Origin of the sequence: Sphingomonas sp. Leaf20 (assembly GCF_001421535.1) — a bacterium.
Classification (GTDB): domain Bacteria; phylum Pseudomonadota; class Alphaproteobacteria; order Sphingomonadales; family Sphingomonadaceae; genus Sphingomonas.
Genome location: NZ_LMKN01000001.1, coordinates 960,506 through 978,559, shown reverse-complemented (window position 1 = coordinate 978,559; position 18,054 = coordinate 960,506). Strand labels below are relative to the sequence as shown.

General features: G+C 67.9%; 20 protein-coding genes. 7 read left to right on the top strand and 13 right to left on the bottom strand.

Translation table 11 applies throughout. From position 1 onward, the window contains the following. Window positions 1-29: 29 nt before the first annotated feature. Both ASE72_RS04490 and ASE72_RS04485 read right to left on the bottom strand, forming a co-directional pair. A complete protein-coding gene (locus ASE72_RS04490) occupies window positions 30-824 on the bottom strand; it encodes a DeoR/GlpR family DNA-binding transcription regulator (RefSeq protein ID WP_056017164.1) in 795 nt (264 codons plus the stop codon). Next, a complete protein-coding gene (locus ASE72_RS04485; protein WP_056017161.1) occupies window positions 821-2,341 on the bottom strand; it encodes a glycerol-3-phosphate dehydrogenase in 1,521 nt (506 codons plus the stop codon). Before ASE72_RS04485 ends, ASE72_RS04490 begins: the two co-directional genes overlap by 4 nt. Window positions 2,342-2,459: 118 nt before the next feature. Between ASE72_RS04485 and glpK the strand changes: the two genes are divergently transcribed. Further along, on the top strand, window positions 2,460-3,953 hold the full coding sequence (glpK, locus tag ASE72_RS04480; RefSeq protein WP_056017158.1) for a glycerol kinase GlpK: 1,494 nt from the start codon (window positions 2,460-2,462) through the stop codon (window positions 3,951-3,953). Here the strand turns inward: glpK and ASE72_RS04475 are convergent. After that, window positions 3,950-4,879, bottom strand: coding sequence for an NAD(P)/FAD-dependent oxidoreductase (locus tag ASE72_RS04475; RefSeq protein ID WP_056017155.1), 930 nt, complete (start codon window positions 4,877-4,879; stop codon window positions 3,950-3,952). The genes glpK and ASE72_RS04475 overlap by 4 nt on opposite strands. Window positions 4,880-4,991: 112 nt before the next feature. Here ASE72_RS04475 and ASE72_RS04470 point away from each other — a divergent pair, with 112 nt between their 5' ends. The 3 genes from ASE72_RS04470 to ASE72_RS04460 are packed head-to-tail and all read left to right on the top strand — an operon-like array spanning window position 4,992 to window position 6,664. Beyond that, window positions 4,992-5,867: an SDR family oxidoreductase gene (locus ASE72_RS04470; RefSeq protein ID WP_056017152.1), complete on the top strand. Its 876-nt coding sequence runs from the start codon at window positions 4,992-4,994 to the stop codon at window positions 5,865-5,867. Next, on the top strand, window positions 5,864-6,109 hold the full coding sequence (locus tag ASE72_RS04465; RefSeq protein ID WP_235532227.1) for a hypothetical protein: 246 nt from the start codon (window positions 5,864-5,866) through the stop codon (window positions 6,107-6,109). Before ASE72_RS04470 ends, ASE72_RS04465 begins: the two co-directional genes overlap by 4 nt. A 51-nt stretch (window positions 6,110-6,160) precedes the next feature. Then, window positions 6,161-6,664, top strand: coding sequence for a DUF427 domain-containing protein (locus ASE72_RS04460; protein ID WP_200916156.1), 504 nt, complete (start codon window positions 6,161-6,163; stop codon window positions 6,662-6,664). 62 nt (window positions 6,665-6,726) lie between these two features. Here the strand turns inward: ASE72_RS04460 and ASE72_RS04455 are convergent, their stop codons facing one another. From ASE72_RS04455 to ASE72_RS04430, 6 genes are all read right to left on the bottom strand, one after another. After that, on the bottom strand, window positions 6,727-6,954 hold the full coding sequence (locus ASE72_RS04455; protein WP_235532226.1) for a hypothetical protein: 228 nt from the start codon (window positions 6,952-6,954) through the stop codon (window positions 6,727-6,729). Continuing rightward, window positions 6,954-7,259 (bottom strand): hypothetical protein, encoded by a 306-nt coding sequence (locus ASE72_RS04450; RefSeq protein ID WP_056017143.1) that lies wholly within the window; start codon window positions 7,257-7,259, stop codon window positions 6,954-6,956. Before ASE72_RS04450 ends, ASE72_RS04455 begins: the two co-directional genes overlap by 1 nt. A 116-nt stretch (window positions 7,260-7,375) precedes the next feature. Further along, window positions 7,376-8,488 carry a glycosyltransferase gene (locus ASE72_RS04445; protein ID WP_056017140.1) on the bottom strand — a complete coding sequence of 371 codons (1,113 nt, stop codon included), beginning with the start codon at window positions 8,486-8,488 and terminating at the stop codon, window positions 7,376-7,378. A 105-nt stretch (window positions 8,489-8,593) separates the two neighbouring features. Then, window positions 8,594-9,844 (bottom strand): adenosylmethionine--8-amino-7-oxononanoate transaminase, encoded by a 1,251-nt coding sequence (locus ASE72_RS04440; protein WP_056017138.1) that lies wholly within the window; start codon window positions 9,842-9,844, stop codon window positions 8,594-8,596. Next, the gene (bioD, locus tag ASE72_RS04435; RefSeq protein WP_056017135.1) at window positions 9,841-10,464 is read right to left on the bottom strand and encodes a dethiobiotin synthase; all 624 of its coding nucleotides are present in this window, start codon (window positions 10,462-10,464) and stop codon (window positions 9,841-9,843) included. Before bioD ends, ASE72_RS04440 begins: the two co-directional genes overlap by 4 nt. After that, a complete protein-coding gene (locus ASE72_RS04430) occupies window positions 10,461-11,585 on the bottom strand; it encodes an 8-amino-7-oxononanoate synthase (protein ID WP_056017132.1) in 1,125 nt (374 codons plus the stop codon). Before ASE72_RS04430 ends, bioD begins: the two co-directional genes overlap by 4 nt. Before the next feature lie 171 nt (window positions 11,586-11,756). Here ASE72_RS04430 and ASE72_RS04425 point away from each other — a divergent pair, with 171 nt between their 5' ends. The 3 genes from ASE72_RS04425 (at window position 11,757) to ASE72_RS04415 (ending at window position 14,543) form a co-directional block, all read left to right on the top strand. After that, complete coding sequence (locus ASE72_RS04425) at window positions 11,757-12,764, top strand: class 1 fructose-bisphosphatase (RefSeq protein ID WP_056017129.1); 1,008 nt, start codon at window positions 11,757-11,759, stop codon at window positions 12,762-12,764. A gap of 48 nt (window positions 12,765-12,812) precedes the next feature. After that, window positions 12,813-13,295 (top strand): hemerythrin domain-containing protein, encoded by a 483-nt coding sequence (locus ASE72_RS04420; protein WP_056017126.1) that lies wholly within the window; start codon window positions 12,813-12,815, stop codon window positions 13,293-13,295. Window positions 13,296-13,361: 66 nt separating this feature from the next. Beyond that, window positions 13,362-14,543: a glycosyltransferase gene (locus ASE72_RS04415; RefSeq protein WP_056017123.1), complete on the top strand. Its 1,182-nt coding sequence runs from the start codon at window positions 13,362-13,364 to the stop codon at window positions 14,541-14,543. 3 nt (window positions 14,544-14,546) lie between these two features. On the opposite strand, the gene ASE72_RS04410 is transcribed toward ASE72_RS04415, so the two are convergent. From ASE72_RS04410 to yajC, 4 genes are read right to left on the bottom strand one after another with little or no spacing between them, the layout of a single operon-like run. After that, entirely contained in the window at window positions 14,547-14,921 is a 375-nt protein-coding gene (locus ASE72_RS04410; RefSeq protein ID WP_056017120.1) for an MTH938/NDUFAF3 family protein, read from the bottom strand. 19 nt (window positions 14,922-14,940) lie between these two features. Next, window positions 14,941-15,912, bottom strand: a complete 972-nt coding sequence (secF, locus tag ASE72_RS04405; protein ID WP_056017118.1) for a protein translocase subunit SecF — start codon at window positions 15,910-15,912, stop codon at window positions 14,941-14,943. Between the two features lie 14 nt (window positions 15,913-15,926). Then, a complete protein-coding gene (gene secD, locus ASE72_RS04400; protein ID WP_056017114.1) occupies window positions 15,927-17,531 on the bottom strand; it encodes a protein translocase subunit SecD in 1,605 nt (534 codons plus the stop codon). Further along, the gene (gene yajC, locus ASE72_RS04395; protein WP_056017111.1) at window positions 17,531-17,869 is read right to left on the bottom strand and encodes a preprotein translocase subunit YajC; all 339 of its coding nucleotides are present in this window, start codon (window positions 17,867-17,869) and stop codon (window positions 17,531-17,533) included. Before yajC ends, secD begins: the two co-directional genes overlap by 1 nt. Between the last annotated feature and the right edge of the window lie 185 nt (window positions 17,870-18,054).

The window sequence follows — 18,054 nt, the reverse complement described above, 5'->3', positions numbered from 1 at the left end:
AGCGCCGGCGGATCGGGGAATAGCGATTGTCAGCGCAGCCCGCCATGCAGCGTCTCGACCAGCGCCACCCCCGCATCGCGGCATGCGCCGGCGAGCCTGGGGTCGGCGCGGTCGGTGACGAGGAAGTCGATGTCCGCCATGCCGCCGATCCGGACCGGGGCAGGGCGGTCGAGCTTCGAGCAGTCGAGCGCCAGCAAGACCTGGCGCGCCTGTCGGATGATCGTCTGCGACACGCGCACCTCGTCGAGGTCGAAGTCGAGGAAGCTGCCATCGGGCTCGATCGCCGACGCGCCGATCAGGGCGAAGTCGACCTTGAACGCGCGGATGCAGTCCATCGCGAGCGCGCCGACGATCGCCCGGTCGCCGGCCCGAACGCGCCCGCCCGCGACGATGACCTCGATCGTCGGATGACCGCGCAGGATGTCGACGACGTTGAGGTTGTTGGTGATCACCATCAGGTCGCGGTGATCGATCAGATGCCGCGCGATCGCTTCGGTCGTCGAACCGATGTTGATGAACAGACTGGCGCCGTTGGGGACGAGCGCGGCGGCGGCGGCGCCAATGCTCGCCTTCGCTGCGGCGGCCACCGTCCGTCGTTCGTCATAGGCCAGGTTGTCGATGCCCGACGTCACCACCGCGCCCCCATGGACGCGTGCCAGCATCGAGCGCCGCGCGAGCAGGTTCAGGTCCTTGCGGATCGTCTGCGGCGTGACCGACAGCGTCTCGGCCAGGCTGTCGACGGTGACGCTGCCGGTGTGGCGTGCGATCGCCAGAATTGCCGCATGCCGCTCCGCCACCACGTCGGCGGATCCGACAGCGATCATGCGGGCGCCCCGGGTTTCAGATAGGCGGCGACCCGATCGGCGGTTCCGGCGGGAACGTGCAGGCCAAGCTTGCTGCGCCGGTAGAGTATGTCTTCCGCGGTTCGCGCCCATTCGTGCGCGACGAGATAGTCGATTTCCGCCTGATACAGGTCGCCACCGAAGGCGGTGCCGAGATCGTCGACCTGCGTGGCCTTGCCGAGCAGGACCCGGACCCGCGTTCCATAGGCGCGCGCGAGCCGTCGCAGCATCGTCTGGGGGAGGGCCGGATAGGCGTGCTCGACCGTCTCGAGGAAACGCTCGAAATCGGCATCGGCGATGTCGCCGCCCGGCAGCACGGCGCCCGCCGTCCACGGCTTTTCCGCGACACCGAGCAGCGGAGCGAGGTCGCGCATCGCGTGCTCGGCGAGCTTGCGATAGGTCGTGATCTTGCCGCCGAAAATGCTCAGCAGCGGCGCGAGGTCCTCGCCCTCGGCGCCCGTGTCGAGGTCGAGGACATAATCGCGTGTCACCGCGGAAGCGTTGGCGGCCTTGTCGTCGTAGAGTGGCCGGATCCCGGCATAGCTCCATGCGATGTCCGCCTCGGTGGTGCGGCGCTCAAAATAGCGATCGATCGTGTCGAGCAAATACCGTGTCTCCTCCGCCCCGATCGCGGCCTTGGCGGGGGCGTCGGTCCATGGCTCGTCGGTCGTGCCGACCAAAGTGAACCGCCCCTCATAGGGGATGGCGAAGACGATCCGCCGATCGGCATTCTGCAGCATGAACGCGTGATCGCCCTCATACAGCTTGGGGACGACGATATGGCTGCCCTTCACGAGGCGGACGCCGCGATCCGCACGCGCCCCTGCGACGCGACCGATCACGTCGGCGACCCAGGGCCCTGCGGCATTGACCAGCGCACGGGCCCGGACCGTGCGGGGCGCACCGTCACGGGGCTCGATCGTCGCGATCCAGCCACCGTCCGCCCGCCGCGCGTCCACCAGCCGCGTCAGGGTCGCGATGATCGCGCCATGCTCTGCCGCATCGATCGCGTTCAGCACGACAAGCCGGCTGTCCTCGACCCAGCAGTCGGCATAGACGAACGCCTTGCCAGCGCGTTGCGCAAGCCCGTCGCCGAACGGGGACCGGTCGAGCGCGACGGTGCGCGTGCCCGGCAACCGGTCGCGCCCCCCGAGATGGTCGTAAAGGAAAAGGCCGAGGCGAACCATCCAGGCGGGGCGCGGCGACTGGGTCTGCGGGAGTACGAACGCCAGCGGCCAGATGATGTGCGGCGCCATGGCAAGAAGCCGCTCGCGTTCGATCAACGCCTCGCGCACCAGCCGGAACTCGCCATATTCGAGATAGCGCAGCCCGCCATGGATCAGCTTGGTCGATGCGGACGAGGTATGGCTGGCCAGATCGTCCTGTTCGACGAGCATCACCGACAGGCCGCGCCCCGCGGCGTCGCGCGCGATCCCCGCGCCGTTGATGCCGCCGCCCACGATGAGCAGGTCGACCGTCGTCACTGCGTCCGCCACCATCTTGCCGCCTTCCCAATCTCCAGCGTAGCACCGTCTATAGCTCCGGATCGATAAAACCGAAAGCATTGACGTTCGAACGAAAACGACGGACGGGTGCAAACGAAACAAGGAGAGGCGCGTGGCCAAGTCGCATATTCTGGTCGTCGATCAGGGGACCACGTCGACACGCAGCATCGTCTTCGACGATCAGGCGCGGCGCGTTGCGATCGCGCAGGCCGAATTCGCGCAGCATTATCCTGCTCCCGGATGGGTCGAGCACGATCCCGAGGACATCTGGCGCGACGTCCTTGCAACCGCGCGCAGCGCGATCGACGCGAGCGGTGTCGGCGCAAGCGGGATCGCGGCGATCGGGATCACGAACCAGCGCGAGACCGCGGTGATCTGGGACCGCGCGACGGGCGCGCCGATCCACAACGCGATCGTCTGGCAGGATCGGCGCGGGGTCGAGGCGTGCCGCCGGCTCAAGGCGGACGGGGTGGAGGAGCTGATCCGCGACCGTACCGGATTGCTGATCGACCCGTATTTCTCCGCGACCAAGGTCGCCTGGATGCTCGATACCGTGCCGGGCGCACGCGCGCGCGCCGAGCGCGGCGAACTTGCATTCGGGACGATCGACAGCTTCCTGCTGTGGCGGCTCACCGGTGGCGCGGTGCATGCCACCGACGTCACCAATGCGAGCAGGACGATGCTGTTCGATATTCACCGCAACCGCTGGGACGCGGACCTGTGCGAACTGCTGCGCGTGCCGATGGCGATCCTGCCGGTCGTCCACGACAATGCGCATCTCTTCGGAACGACCGATACCGCGCTGTTCGGCGCGCCGATCCCGATAGCGGGCATGGCGGGCGACCAGCAGGCGGCGTTGTTCGGCCAGGCATGTTTCGACCCGGGCATGGCCAAGTCGACCTATGGCACGGGCTGTTTCCTGTTGCTCAATACCGGGACCGAGGCGATCACCTCGCGCCACCGCCTGCTGACCACGCCCGCCTATCGTCTCGATGGCCGGACCACCTATGCGCTGGAGGGTTCGATCTTCGTCGCGGGCGCGGCGGTGAAGTGGCTGCGCGACGGACTCGGCGTGATCACGCATGCCAGCCAGACCGACGACCTTGCCACGCAGGTGCCCGACAGCCACGGCGTGTACATGGTGCCGGCGTTCGTCGGGCTTGGCGCGCCCTATTGGGAGCCCGATGCGCGCGGTGCGATCTTCGGGCTGACGCTGGGGGCGACCGGCGCGCATCTCGCCCGCGCCGCGCTCGAATCGGTTGCCTATCAGACGATGGACCTGGTCGAGGCGATGTCGGCGGATGGCGGGGGGCGCCCGGCAATCCTGCGCGTCGATGGCGGGATGGCCGCGAACGACTGGCTGTGCGCGTTCCTCGCCAACATGATCGCGACGCCGGTGGAGCGCCCGGGCGATCTCGAGACGACCGCGCGCGGCGCGGCGTTCCATGCGGGGCTCGCGACCAATGTCTGGTCGGGACTCGATATGCTGAAGGGACTGTGGTCGCGCGAACGGTGTTTCGAGCCCGTTATGGACGACGAAACCCGTGCGCCGCTCGTCGCCGGCTGGCGCGACGCCATCCGCCGGACGCTCGCCCCGCCAGCCTAGGCGATGAGGTCGGCTAGCATGCGGCCCGAAAGCCACGCCGCCTCGACACGCGAGGCCAGCAACCAGTCGCCGCATGCGCCCAGCCGGCGGTCCGCGAGCCACACGGCGCCGCGCTGCTGTGCGCCGGACTTGGCGTAGCGCCAGCGGTGGGCGCTGGTCGTGACGACCGCGGGCATGTCGGCTCCTATTGTGTCGGCGAACGCCGCGAGCATCGCTGTCTCGACCATGGCCGGCTCGTCCTCCAGATGGGACCGCGACCAGTCCGCACTGGCCTGCAGGACCCACGCCTCGGGCCCGGTTCGTCCAGGTTTCGCGCCGTTGCGCACCGCCGATGCCAGCGGTCCGCGATCGACAATGCGATCGGATCCGATCGGCACGCGCGCGTCATAGGCGACCATCACCGTCCAGCACGGATCGGACGGCGTCGCGCGCGCCAGCGCAGCGATCGACGGCGCCGCGGCTTCGGTCAGCGCCGGCACCTGTTCGGCGGGTATCGCGATGACCGCGCCGTCGAACGGCGCGTCCGCTACGCCGTCGCCGTGAAAATGCCAGGCCTCGCCGGTGTATGCGATCCGGTCGATCCGCGTGGCCCAGCGGACATCGAGTACGGCGGCCATCGCGCGGACGGGCGCGTTCATCGCGGGCGTGCCGACCCACGCATCGTCGCCCGCCACGGGCCAGCGTGCCACGTGACCCGCATCCGACCAGTCGTCGACGGCCTTGACGAACCGTGCATCGCGCGCCGTGAAATACTGCGCGCCGTGATCGAACGCGGCTTCGCCCAGCGGCGTCGCGAGGCGTCGGGTCGACATGCGGCCGCCAGGGCCGCGCCCCTTGTCGAACAGCACGACCTCATGACCGCGCGCCGTCAGCGCCGTCGCGCAGGAGAGTCCGGCCATGCCGGCGCCAATGATCCCGATGCGCATCCGATTGTCCCTGTACCGCAACGGCCTGCAGAAATCTGCTGCAGCCGCTTGTTATCCGGGCACTCGATAGGCGTCCGACCGTTCGTGTCGCAACCCAACACAGGACATTGCCATGACCGAAGATCCCCGCACCAGCCAGCCCACCCGGTTTCCCGACGAACCGCAACAGCCAAGCCCGGGGCTCGAGACCGCGATGCGGACAAAGCCCGATCATGGCGAGGAAAGCTATGTCGGCAAGGGGGCGCTGAAGGGCCGCGTCGCGCTGATCACCGGCGGGGATTCGGGGATCGGTCGTGCGGTCGCGATCGCCTATGCGCGCGAAGGGGCGGACGTCGCGATCTCGTATCTTGCCGAGGAACAGGCGGATGCGGACGAAACGCGCGCCTGGGTCGAGAAGGCGGGGCGCCGGTGCCTTCAACTGCCAGGGGACATCCGTGATCGCGCGCATTGCGCGGTGCTGGTCGAGCGGACCGTCGCCGAACTTGGCGGCGTCGACATCCTCGTCAACAACGCCGCCGCGCAGACGGTGAATACGGGGCTCGACGATATCGACGACGACGAGATGCAGGCCGCCTTCGCCGCGAACGTCTATGCGATGATCCGGTTGAGCAAGGCCGCGGTGCCGCACATGAAGCCGGGCAGTGCGATCGTGAACTCCACGAGCGTGCAGGCCAAGGTCGCGACCGAGAACATGATCGTCTATGCGACCACGAAAGGCGCGATCGCCAGCCTGACGATCGGCCTGTCCAACCTGCTCGCGCCCAAGGGCATCCGCGTCAATTGTGTCGCGCCGGGGCCCGTATGGACGCCGATCCAGCCGATCGCCAAGGGCGCGGACGAACTCGAGACGCTTGGCCAGAACACCCCGCTGGGTCGCGCGGGCCAGCCCGGCGAACTCGCGCCCGCCTATGTCCTGCTCGCCTCGGACGAGGGGAGCTACATGTCGGGGGCGCTGATCCCGGTCACGGGTGGCATGCCGATGCTATGACGCGGGCCGTCGCACGGACTCACCGGCCGATGCTGCATTATGTCGGGTTTCGCGGCGACGAATATCTTCGGGCGGTCCGCGTATTCGGACCGCCCGATTTCGTGCATATCGGGTGGGATAGCTGGGCGAGGATGGAGGTCGTGGAAGGCGATACCGCGATCTTCGCGCGGGGCACCTTCGACGACATGCCGTCGGCCTATGGCTTTCCCGACTTGCGCGAGACGGGCGATGCGGAGCGATAAGACAGGACAGGCGATGGGTGTGACGGCGAAGGACGACATGATGGTGGCCCGATGGCGGTGATCCGTCCGACCCCCGATGCCCCGTTGCCGGGACAGGAAAGTGTCTGGGCTTATCCGCGCCCCGCGATCGCCTGTCCCACGCCGCGTCGGATCAGGATCGTCCATCGCGGGATCGTCCTGGTCGACACGCGCGCGGCGGTCCGCACGCTCGAGACGAGCCATCCCCCCAGCTACTATATCCCGCCAGCCGACATTCTCGCGGATGCGGTGCGACCGTCGCGACGTGGGTCATTCTGCGAGTGGAAGGGGCAGGCAGTCTATCATGACGTCACGATGGATGGCGAAGTCTTCCACGATGTCGCCTGGAGCTATCCTGCGCCCACCGCGCCCTTTGCGATGCTGCGCGATCATCTCGCCTTTTATGCGGCGCCGTTCGATGCGTGTTTCGTCGATGACGAACGCGTCGTGCCGCAAGCGGGCGACTTCTACGGCGGGTGGATCACGAGCGATCTGGCAGGCCCGTTCAAGGGGGTCCCTGGCAGCAGGTTCTGGTAGGTATCGGCGCGCTCAGCGACCGAGCCGGGCACCCGCGGAGGGGCCCGGCGCGTATCGGGTTTTCAGTTGACGCCCTGCTTGCGCGCGCCGGTGATCATCTTGCGCGCGATCGTGCGGACCGCCTCGTCGTCCTTCGTGCCGTCATTCGCCGGATCGCCGAGATGGTCGAGGCTCTGCTCGAGGAAATCGAGCAGTCCTGCATGACGATCCTCGACGAATTCCATCATCTTGAACAGCAGATGCTCGGTGGCGATCTCGCGCTGACGCGCCAGCGTCGCGGTGTCGGCCATCATGCCTGTCCCGACCGTTCGGATGCATCGAACTCGGCGAACGCCTCGCGTACCTCGCTGGCGGCTGCGTCGTCGGCGACCTCGACGGTGACAACGACCTTGCCGTTCAGTTCCGCATCGTCACGCGCCTCGGGGCTGGGCTGTCCCGCCTCGTTGTCGGAACCCGCTTCCTCGACGCCGGCCGTGTTCTCGTCGCCATCGGCGGCAACAACGATCTTGCCGCGATCGATATCGAACTGCTGGACCAGTCGCTCGACGGTCATCTCGGCTTCGCGTCGCGTATCGAATTTCCCGGTCAGTTTCATGCTGCTTACCCTTCAGCCGACATGGCTCAGGGACAGAACCATCGAGTTCCGCGTCGGTGCCATCGTGCGCCGTCGTTTCGCCTGTGACGGCGACGTCGGCGCGTCGGGCCGTTGCATCATCCCGTTGTCGGGCGCGCCCAGAGAGCGACGGCCATCCCCTCGAGATAGCGCGCGGCAGCGGCGGCAGCCGCGTCCGCCTGCAACATGGTCAGCGCTTCGGGGGCGAGCGCCTTGGCCGCGTCGAGCAGCCCGCGCCACGGCGTCGATGCGCCCGGCCAGTTGAACAGCGCGATAGCCGCGCCAAGCTCGGCCAGTCGTTCGGCCTTGCGAACCTGCTCGTCGAAATAGCGCCATTCGGGTGCGCACACATAGGGGCGTCCCACGCGCGCGATCTCGTGGACGATCGTGTCGCCTGCGGAGGCGACGACGACGTCTGCCGCGGCGAGGTAGTCGGTGATGCCGGAAACCCATCCCCGCATGTCGAGATTGCCGAAATCGGTTTCGTGCCCCTCGCGCTGGACGGGGCCGAGCACCAGCCACTGCGTGTCGGGGAGTGCGCGTGCGGCCATCGTCAACGGCGCATAGGGCGTGCCCGCGCCGCCGCCGCCGGTCAGCACCACGACGATCTCGCGCTGGGGGTCGAGGCCAAGCCGGGTGCGCGCCTCGGCCTTGGTCGGCACGATGTCCTGCGTCGTGCAGAGCCCGCCGGTGTAACAGGTCCTGGCGCGGATCCAGTCTGGCGTATCGCGTTGCTCAAGCGCTTCGTCGAACGGAGCGAGCAGCCCGACGCACGCCTGATACCCCGCCAGATGTGCCGGATCGCCGCGGTTTCCGTGCATCCGGATCCCAATCGCAGGCACGCTCGCGATCCGGGCGAGCAGCGCGATCTCCGCGGAGACGTCGATCACGAACAGCGCGGGGTCGACCGTGTCGAGATGCTCGAGGATCGTCCGCATCGATCGGCGGATCGCCGCGTCGCCGAGCGGCGCGCGGTGCATGATGTCCGGCGTCGGCTGGGCGGAGAGCAGGGGTGGGGGGCTGTATGCCGCGTCAGCCTCGTCGGGCAACGCCGTGATCGCGACGTCGCGTGCGAACCCGTCGAATAGCGCGGGGCGTGCCGTCAGGATCGTGACGGCGCGGTCTGCGGGCAACGCGCCGATGATCGCCATCGCGCGATTGGCATGCCCCCGGCCCTGATGGCCGACATAGAAGGTAATTGGCTGCGTCATCGCCGATCGATACCCGCTCGGCAGGCTGAAATCGCGCTTAATTCGGCATGGTCGATGACGGTCGAGTGAAATGGACCGCGGATCGACGCTATGCCGGCGCACTCGCTAGAGCAAGGTCGCGCATGCCTCTTCGATGGCACCGTAGATCGCGTCGAGGTCGGTCTCGTCGATGCAATAGGGTGGCATGACGTACACCGTGTTGCCGAGCGGGCGGAGCAGCAGGTTGCGGCCCACGAAGAACCGGGACAGTCGTGGACCAAGGTCGGAGAGGTACCCATCATCCCCGACCTGCAGGTCGACCGCCGTGATCGTACCGATGCGACGCGGATTGGTCACGCCGCGCACGCCCGAGAGCCGGTCGAGACGGGCCGCCTGGCGTGTGCCCAGGAGGGCGATCCGGTCATGCACCGGTTCGTCGCGCCAGATCGCCAGATTCGCGTTGGCAGCGGCGCACGCGATCGGGTTCGCGGTATAGCTCGACGAATGGAAGAACATCCGCGCACGGTCGTCGGACAGATGCGCGTCGAAGATCTCGGCGGTCGCCATCGTCACGGCAAGCGGCACCGCGCCGCCGGTCAAGCCTTTGGACAGGCACAGGATATCGGGGACGACGTCCGCCTGCTCGCACGCCAGCACGGTCCCGGTGCGACCCCAGCCGGTCATCACCTCGTCGGCGATGAACAGCACGCGGTGGCGCGCACAGATCGCGCGCATCCCGGCGAGGACGTGCGGGGGATAGATCAGCATGCCGCCCGCGCCGAGCACCAGCGGCTCGACGATGAATGCGGCAGGGGCGGCCCGGCACGCCACCTCCAGCGCGTCGAGACTTGCCTGCTCGCAACCGGGATGCGGAAAGGGGATCGTGTCGACGTCGAACAGCAACGGCGCATAGGCGCGGTTGTAGACGCCGCGCTCGCCGACCGACATCGTGCCGATCGTATCGCCGTGATAGCTGTGCTCGAGCACCAGGATCCGGTCGCGCGGCTCGCCCCGGTTGCGCCAGAAGCCGAGCGCCATCTTCAGCGCGACCTCGACCGCGGTCGAGCCGGAGTCGGAGAAGAAGACATGCTGCAGGGCGGGCGGCATGATCTCGATCAGCCCGCTCGCCAGCGTTTCGGCGGGTTCATGCGTCCAGCCCGCGAAGATGATCTGGTCCATCCGCCCCGCCTCGTCGGCGATCGCGGCCATGATCCGCGGATGGCGATGGCCATGCGTGGTCACCCACCAGGACGAGATCGCATCGACGATCCGCCGGCCGTCGCTCGTGTAGAGCGCGGCGCCTTCGGTCCGCGCGATCTGCGGAATCGGGTCGCCAAGCCCGTGCTGCGTGAAGGGGTGCCAGATCGGCGACGTCATGCGAAATCCTCGATCGCGAAGCCCGCCGCGAACGCCGCGCGCAGCGATGCCGCGTCGAGCGTTGGAAGAATGGGCAATCGCCCCAGTCGCTTGACGCCGCCAAGCCGCATGATCGCCTCTTCGCTGTGCGGAACCGGATCGCCGATGAACGCGACCCCCAGGATCGGCACGTCCCTGCGGCGCAGCGCCTCGATCGACAGGAGGCTGTGGTTGATCGTGCCGAGCGTCGTGCGTGCGACCAGCACGACGGGAAGGCGCCAGCGCGCGAACAGGTCGGCAAAGACGACCGTCTCGGTCAGCGGGACCATCACGCCGCCCGCGCCCTCGATCACCAGCGGACCCGGCACCGTTGGCGGGACCAGCCGGTCGACGTCGATCGTCACGCCGTCGAGCGTTGCGGCGCGATCGGGCGAGCACGGCGTCTCCAGCCGATAGGCCTCGTCGAGGATCTTGCCGCGCGCGAGGCCCGACAGCGCGGCGACGCGCGCCGCGTCGCTGCCGCCGTCGAGGCCGGCCTGGACGGGCTTCCAGTAGGACGCGCCGAGCGCGCCGGCGAGAGCGGCGGCGAACACGGTCTTGCCGATGTCGGTATCGGTGCCGGTGACGACGAAACGGGTCATGATAGGGCCTTCTGAAGCGCGTCGGCGAGCGCGGTGATGTCGTGTTCGGTCACGTTGAGCGTGAGCGAGATCCGGAGCCGCGACGTCCCCTGTGGTACGGTCGGCGGGCGGATGCCGCGGATGTCGAACCCCGCCGCCTGCACCGCGGCCGCGATCCGCATCGTCGCCGCATCGTCGCCGATGACGAGCGGCAGGATCTGCGACCCCGTCGGCGTGACGCCGTGCGGCGCGAGTGCATGTTCCGCATGCGCCACCAGCGCGTGCAGCGCGGTGCGACGGTCGGGTTCGTCGGCGAGGATGCGCAGGCTCGCGCGCGCGGCGCTCGCCATCAGCGGCGAGGGTGCGGTCGAGAAGATGAAGGCGCGCGCGCGGTTGATCAGGAAGTCGCGAACCACCGCCGGCCCGCACACCAGCGCGCCCTCGCATCCCATCGCCTTGCCGCAGGTGCGCAGCGTGACGACGTCGGGGCGTCCCTCGAATGCGCCCGCCAGCCCGCGTCCGTCGGCACCGAACACGCCCGTCGCATGCGCCTCGTCGATCAGCAGGACGCCGTCATGCCGCTGCGCAACGGCGAACAGGTCGTCGAGCGGTGCACGATCGCCATCCATGCTGTAGAGGCTTTCGACCGCGATCCAGGGGCGTCCCCGTCCGCCGCCGCGCCGCCACGCGAGGATCGCATCCTCGAACGCGGTCACGTCGTTGTGCGGGGCCGCGACGCTGTCTCCGCGGCCAAGACGCATCCCCTCGTGCGCGCTCGCATGGATCAGCGCGTCGTGCACGACGAGGTCGCCGCGCTGCGGCAGTGTGGCGAACAGCGCGGCGTTGGCCGCGTAACCGGTTGAAAAATAGAGCGCGGTCTCCGCGCCGAAGAAGGCCGCGGCCTCGGCTTCGAGCATCTCGTGCTCGGGATCGTTGCCGCGCAACAGCCGCGATCCGCCCGAGCCGATCGGCACGCCGCGCGCGATCGCGTCGGATACGGCCACCGCGATCCGGCGGCTCCGTCCGAGCGCCAGATAGTCGTTGGACGAAAAATCTTTTCCCTGTCGTTCGATCAGCACACGCCGCCGCGCGATCGCGTCGAGAGCGGCCAAGTCGTTGCGATGCGGGTCAAACACGGACATCGCGCAAGCCTCTAGCGGCAATGCACCGGCCGCGCGACCCGGTTGCGCCGACCCGTGCGCGTCGGTCAGATCGGGATCGTTCGGCCGAATGGGGTATTTCTCTCCTATGGTATAGCGGGACCGGCTTGGCTAACCCCGTTTTCTCCATTCCGGTCGAAGGTATCCCGCCCCATGAAGCGCAAGACGCTGACCCAGTTTCTGATCGAACAGCAACGCGAAGCCGGCACGCTGCAACCCCAGCTGCGCCTCCTGATCGAGGTCGTCGCGCGGTCGTGCAAGGCGATCAGCCATGCGATCGGCAAGGGTGCGCTCGGCAACGTGCTGGGCAGCCTCGACAGCGAGAACGTCCAGGGCGAGGTGCAGAAGAAGCTCGACGTGATCGCCAACGAGATGCTGCTCGAGGCGAACGAGTGGGGCGGCCATCTCGCGGCGATGGCGTCGGAGGAGATGGAGACGATCCACCTCGTCCCCAACCGCTATCCCAAGGGCGAATATCTGCTGCTGTTCGATCCGATCGACGGGTCGAGCAACATCGACGTCGATCTCTCGGTCGGCACGATCTTTTCGGTGCTGCGCGCGGCCGAGACCGCGTCGGGTGCCGACGTGACCGAGAATGATTTCCTCCAGGCGGGGCAGACTCAGGTCGCGGCCGGCTATGCGGTGTACGGGCCGCAGACGATCCTGGTGCTGACCGTCGGCGCGGGCGTCCACGAGTTCACGCTCGATCGAGAGGTCGGGTCATGGGTCATGACGGATACCAACATCCGCATGCCCGGCGGCAAGCGCGAGTTCGCCATCAACACGTCGAACGCGCGGCAATGGTCGGCCGAGGTCACGCAGTTCATCGACGATCGCGTCGCGGGCGCCGAAGGGCCGCTCGGCAAGGATTACAACATGCGCTGGACCGGATCGATGGTCGCCGACGCGCACCGGATTCTCAAGCGCGGCGGCGTCTTCCTGTACCCGCGCGACGTTCGCCAGCCGGGCAAGGTCGGCAAGCTGCGGCTGATGTACGAGGGCAACCCGATGGCGATGCTGATGGAGCAGGCCGGCGGTGCCGCGACCGATGGCGAACAGCGCATCCTGTCGATCGAGCCCAGCAGCCTGCACCAGCGTATCGGCCTGATCATGGGTGATCCGGCCGAAGTCGAAGCGATTACCAGCGCGTATCGGGACTGATCGGCGCGCAGTCGGCGGCCCGGTACGACGTGACGAGAGGAGCAAGAGATGGATGTTGCGTCACAAGGATATGCCGCCGACCGCGAGGATCGCGCGTCCTGGAGCCGGCTGATCGACGATCACGACCGGATCGCCGAACGATGCGTGGACCTGGTCGCATTGCTCCAGCGGCGCCACCGGAACTGCGCGGCGGCGTCGCGCAAGCTGGTGGATCTGGCCGTGCTGGTCGCGGATCATCTCGGCGTCGAGGACGATATCGTCGACCTCAGCGCGCTGGCGACCGAGGCCGACTATGCCCCCGAGACGGTCGAGCGGATGGCGGCCGAACTGGCCGCGCTGCGGCGCGACTGGCGCGTGTACATCGGACGCTGGCTGCCGACGATCGAGCCCGCCGACTGGACCGAATTCCGTGCCGAATCAGAGGCGATGCTGGAACGGTTGTCGCATCAGGTGAAGCGCGAGAGCGCGCTGCTGTACGATGATGCGCTGCAAACCGGGGTGATCGCCACGGGACCGGTCGAGCTGCACTGAGCCGCAGGACGGTTGAGCACGCGCGGGTTCGCGCGATCTTAACCGACCCGCTCTACCCCGAGGCTCATGCTGCGCGTCCTGACCCTGTCCAGCCTGTTCCCCGACGCGACGCGGCCGAATTTCGGGGTGTTCGTCGAGCAGCAGACGCTCGGCCTCGCTGCGCATCACGACGTCGAGTTGTGCGCCGTCGCGCCGGTCGGCGTGCCGCCGCTACCGTTTGATCGGCTGTCCCGATACGCGCCGCTGACGCGGTTGCCGACGCGCGAGACGTGGCGAGGGATCGAGGTCGATCGGCCGCGCTTCACGACAATTCCGGCGACGCAGGGGCGGTGGCATGCCGCCGCGCTGGTCCGCGCGCTGGTCCCGCTGTTGGATGCGCTTCGCACCGACTTCGCGTTCGATGTCATTGATGCGTCGTTCTTCTTTCCCGATGGTGTCGCCGCGGTGGCGCTGGGACGGCGGTACGGGGTGCCCGTCTCGATCAAGGCGCGCGGCGCGGATATTCATCATTGGGGATGCGCCGGCGCGACGCGCGCGCAGGTCGTTGGCGCCGGGCGGGCGGCGGACGGTCTACTTGCGGTCAGCGGCGCGATGAAGGCGGACATGATCGCGCTCGGCATGCCGGGCGATCGGATCCGGGTGCACCATACAGGCGTCGATCACGACCGGTTTCATCCGATCGATGCCGAGGACCGGACGCGCGAGAAACGGAAGCTCGGCGTTCGTGGTCCGCTCGTCCTCTCGGTCGGGGCGCTGATCCCGCGCAAGGGGCATGACGTGGTGATCCAGGCGGTCGCGCGGTTGCCCGGCGTGGCGTTGATCATCGCGGGGGAGGGGAGCGACCGTCCCCGGCTCGAGGCCGCGATCGCCCGTCACGGCGTTGCGGACCGGGTCCGGCTGCTCGGGAGCGTCGCGCATGCGGACATTCCGCGGCTCGTCGCGACGGCGGACGTCATGGCGCTGGCATCGGCGTCGGAGGGGCTCGCCAATGCGTGGGTCGAGGCACTGGCGTGCGGGACGCCGATCGTGATCACCGAGGCGGGCGGCGCGGGCGAGGTGGTGACGTCGCGCGATGCCGGGCGGATCGTGCCGCGCGACGCCGCCGCCTTTGCCGCGGCGATCGCCGACGTGCTGGCCGACCCGCCCGCGGCCGACGCGACATGCGCGGTGGCGGGGCGGTTTACGTGGGAGGCGAATACCGCGGCGCTCTATGCGCATCTCGCGGGGCTGGTCGGACCGCGGTCCTAGGCCTTATTGTTCAAGCGGATAGAGCGCGCCGGCGATCCACCGGCCTTCGCCGCGCAGCACCGCCCAGGCGCGCGCCGCCGCACGGCTGTCCATTGCCTCGATCCCGATGCCGCGCGCCTCGACCGCGCGACGGAACGCTGCGGACGGCTGCCGCAGCTGTGTGCCGGTGCCGAGCAACAGGAACTCCGGTGCAGGGGACAGGCCGAGGATAGCGTCGATATCCGATGCCGCGAGCGCCGCGAACGGCGGCGGGGTCCAGCCGTCCGCGCGTTCGGGGGTGATCAGCAGCGCGGTATAATAGCCGTCGTCGACCTTGAACCCGGCGCGACCGATCGCCGCGATCATCGGCCCGTCGGTCTTCTCGCGGTCCATCCTCATGCGCGACCCCCGGCGCGCATCAGCGTCCGGCCTTCGGGCCGACCCGCTCCGCGCCGTCCTGATCGCCCTTGCGGCCCTCGGGCTCGGCGCGCAGGCCGAGCGTGATGAGCAGCGACGACGATACGTAGATCGACGAATAGGTGCCGACGACGATGCCGAGGATCATCGCGGCGGTGAAGCCGCGCAGGACGTGCCCGCCGAGGATCAGCATCGCGAAGAGCGCGAGCAGGATCGTCACCGAGGTCATGACGGTACGCGGCAGCGTCTCGTTCACCGAAAGGTCGATGATCTCGCGCATGTCCATCTTCCGGTACCGGCGCATGTTCTCGCGGATGCGGTCGTCGATCACGATCTTGTCGTTGATCGAATAGGAGATAATCGTCAGCACGGCCGCGACGATGTTGAGATCGACTTCGAAATAATCGCGCATCAACGCGAAAAAGCCGATCGTCATCAACAGGTCGTGGACGATCGCGACGATCGTCGAGACGCCGAACTGCCATTCGAACCGGACGACCGCGAACAGCGCGATGCCGAGGATCGACAGCCCGACCGCGAGCAGGCCGCGGGTGATCAGCTCGTCGGAGACCTTCCCCGTGATCGTGTCGTATTTGGAGAAGGTCGCGCCGGGGAACTTGACCGCGAGGTGGTCGGAGACCTTCTTCACCAGCCGGTTGGTCGCGCCTTCGTCGTTGCTCTCGGGCAGCGGGAGGCGGATCGACAGCGTCCGCGGATTGCTGAACGACTGGATCGAGGCTTCGCCGACGCCGAGCCGGTCGACTTCGGTCCGTACCGCCTCGATCGACGGCGGGGTCGCGAAATTCTCCTCCATCAGCACGCCGCCGACAAAGTCGACGCCCATGTTGAGGCCGCGGACCGCGACCAGTCCGATCGCCAGCAGCGAGAGGACGAGCGTCAGCCCGAACGCCCATTTGCGGAGCGCGACGAACTGCAGGTTGGTGTTGTCGGGTACGAGTTTCAGCAGGCGCATGATGATCTCCCGCCTCAAATATTGATCGTGGAGGGACGGTTCTTGCGCAGCCACAGCGCCACCAACATCCGCGTGAAGGTCACCGCGGTGAACACGCTGGTGCAGATGCCGATCAGCAGCACGACCGCGAAGCCCTTGACCGGGCCCGAGCCCAGCAGGAGCATGATCACGCCGGTGATCGCGTGCGTCACATTGGCCTCGAAGATCGTCCGCGACGCCTCCTTATAGCCGAGCTCGACCGCCTGGACGACGTTGCGCCCGCGACGGCGTTCCTCGCGAATCCGCTCGTTGATCAGCACGTTGGCGTCGACCGCGGTACCGATCGTCAGCACGAAGCCGGCGATGCCGGGCAGCGTCAGCGTCGCGCCGAGCATCGACATGACCGCGACGATCACGAGGATGTTGATGACCACCGCGAGGTTCGCATAGAGGCCGAACCGGCCATAGGTGACGAACATGAACACGATCACCGCGACCGCGGCGACGATGCTCGCCAGCACGCCCGCGCGGATCGAATCCTTGCCGAGATCGGGGCTGACGGTGCTTTCGGCGATGATCTTCAGGTTCACCGGCAGCTTGCCCGAACGCAGCGAGATGGCGAGCGAGTTGGCGGATTCGGTGGTGAAGTTGCCCGAGATCGAGGCGCGGCCACCAAGGATCGGCTCGTTGATGTTGGGCGCGGAAATGACCGAATTGTCGAGGATGATCGCGAACGGCTTGTTCGTGTTCTCCTGCGTGACCTTGGCGAAACGGCGGCCGCCGACCGCATCGAAGGTGATCGCTACCTGCGGCGCGTTGGTCTGCGGCTCGAATTCCTGGCGCGCATCGGCGAGCTGGTCGCCCGAGATGATCACCGACCGCTTGACCGCGATGAAGGGAACCCCCTGCGGGTTGCCGGGATAGGGCAGGACCTGACTGCCGACGGGCGCGATGCCCTTGACGAGGTCGGCGGGGTTCGCGGTCTCGTCGACCAGCTTGAATTCGAGCTTGGCGGTCTTGCCGAGCAGGCTTTTCAGCGCCTGCGGATCCTGCAGGCCGGGGACCTGGACGACGATTCGCGTCGCGCCCTGGCGGACGATCGACGGCTCCTTGGTCCCGAGTTCGTCGATGCGGCGGCGAACGACTTCGGTCGCATCCGTCATCGCGCGGTCGATCGCCTGCTGGAGCCCGGCCTCGGTCGGCTTGAGCACGAACCGGCTCGTGTCGACGACGGTGATGTCCCATTCGCGCTGGCCGCTCATCCCGGCGCCGCCGCCGGTGATCCCGAGCAGCCGCTCGCGCGCGGCATCGACCTGGCTCGGATCGCGGAGCAGGAAGCTAAGCTGCCCGCCACGCACCGAAATATCGCCGATCGCGATCCGCGGCGTGCCGTTGCGCATCGTCCCCGCGACGCTGTCGCGCATCGCCTCGATCCGCGTGTTCGCGAGATCGGCGGTGTCCGCCTCGAGCAGCAGATAGCTGCCGCCCGCCAGATCGAGACCCAGGTTGATCCGCTGATGCGGGATCGCCCCCCACTTGCTGGTCGTCGATTCGGAGAAAAAGCTCGGGATCGCAAGCGCGCAGAGCACGGCCAGCAGGCCGATGATCGAGGCGACCTTCCAGCGGGGAAAGTCCAGCATCAGTCGTTCGCCGGCTTCGTGTTCGGGCTGGTGATGTCGGTCAGCGTCGCCTTGACGACGCGGACGCGCGTGTTCGGCGCGATCTCGACCTCGACGATGCTATCCTCGACCTTGGTCACCTTGCCGATGATCCCGCCCGAGGTCACGACGCTGTCGTTCTTCTTGACCGCGGCGACCGACGCCTGAAGCGCCTTCATCCGCTTTTGCTGCGGACGGATCATCAGGAAATAGAACACGATGAAGACGAGGAAGAGCGGCGCGATGCTCAGGAAAGAGGCGATGCCGCCCGATGCTGCCGTCTCGCCGGCGGCCTGCGCGTATGCTGGGGAAATGAACATGGAGTCCCGTTTTGGCTGGTGGGCAGGCGCCATACGCCCGCGCTCGCATGGGCGATGCCGCTATCACCGGTTGCGGGTCCGTGCAACCGATGTGCGGGGCAGGCGGCCGCGTATGGCGCCGGTGAAGCGAGCCGCAGCGGCGACGAGCGCGCGCGGCCGGTTCGGCAAAATCACGGTCGCGACAC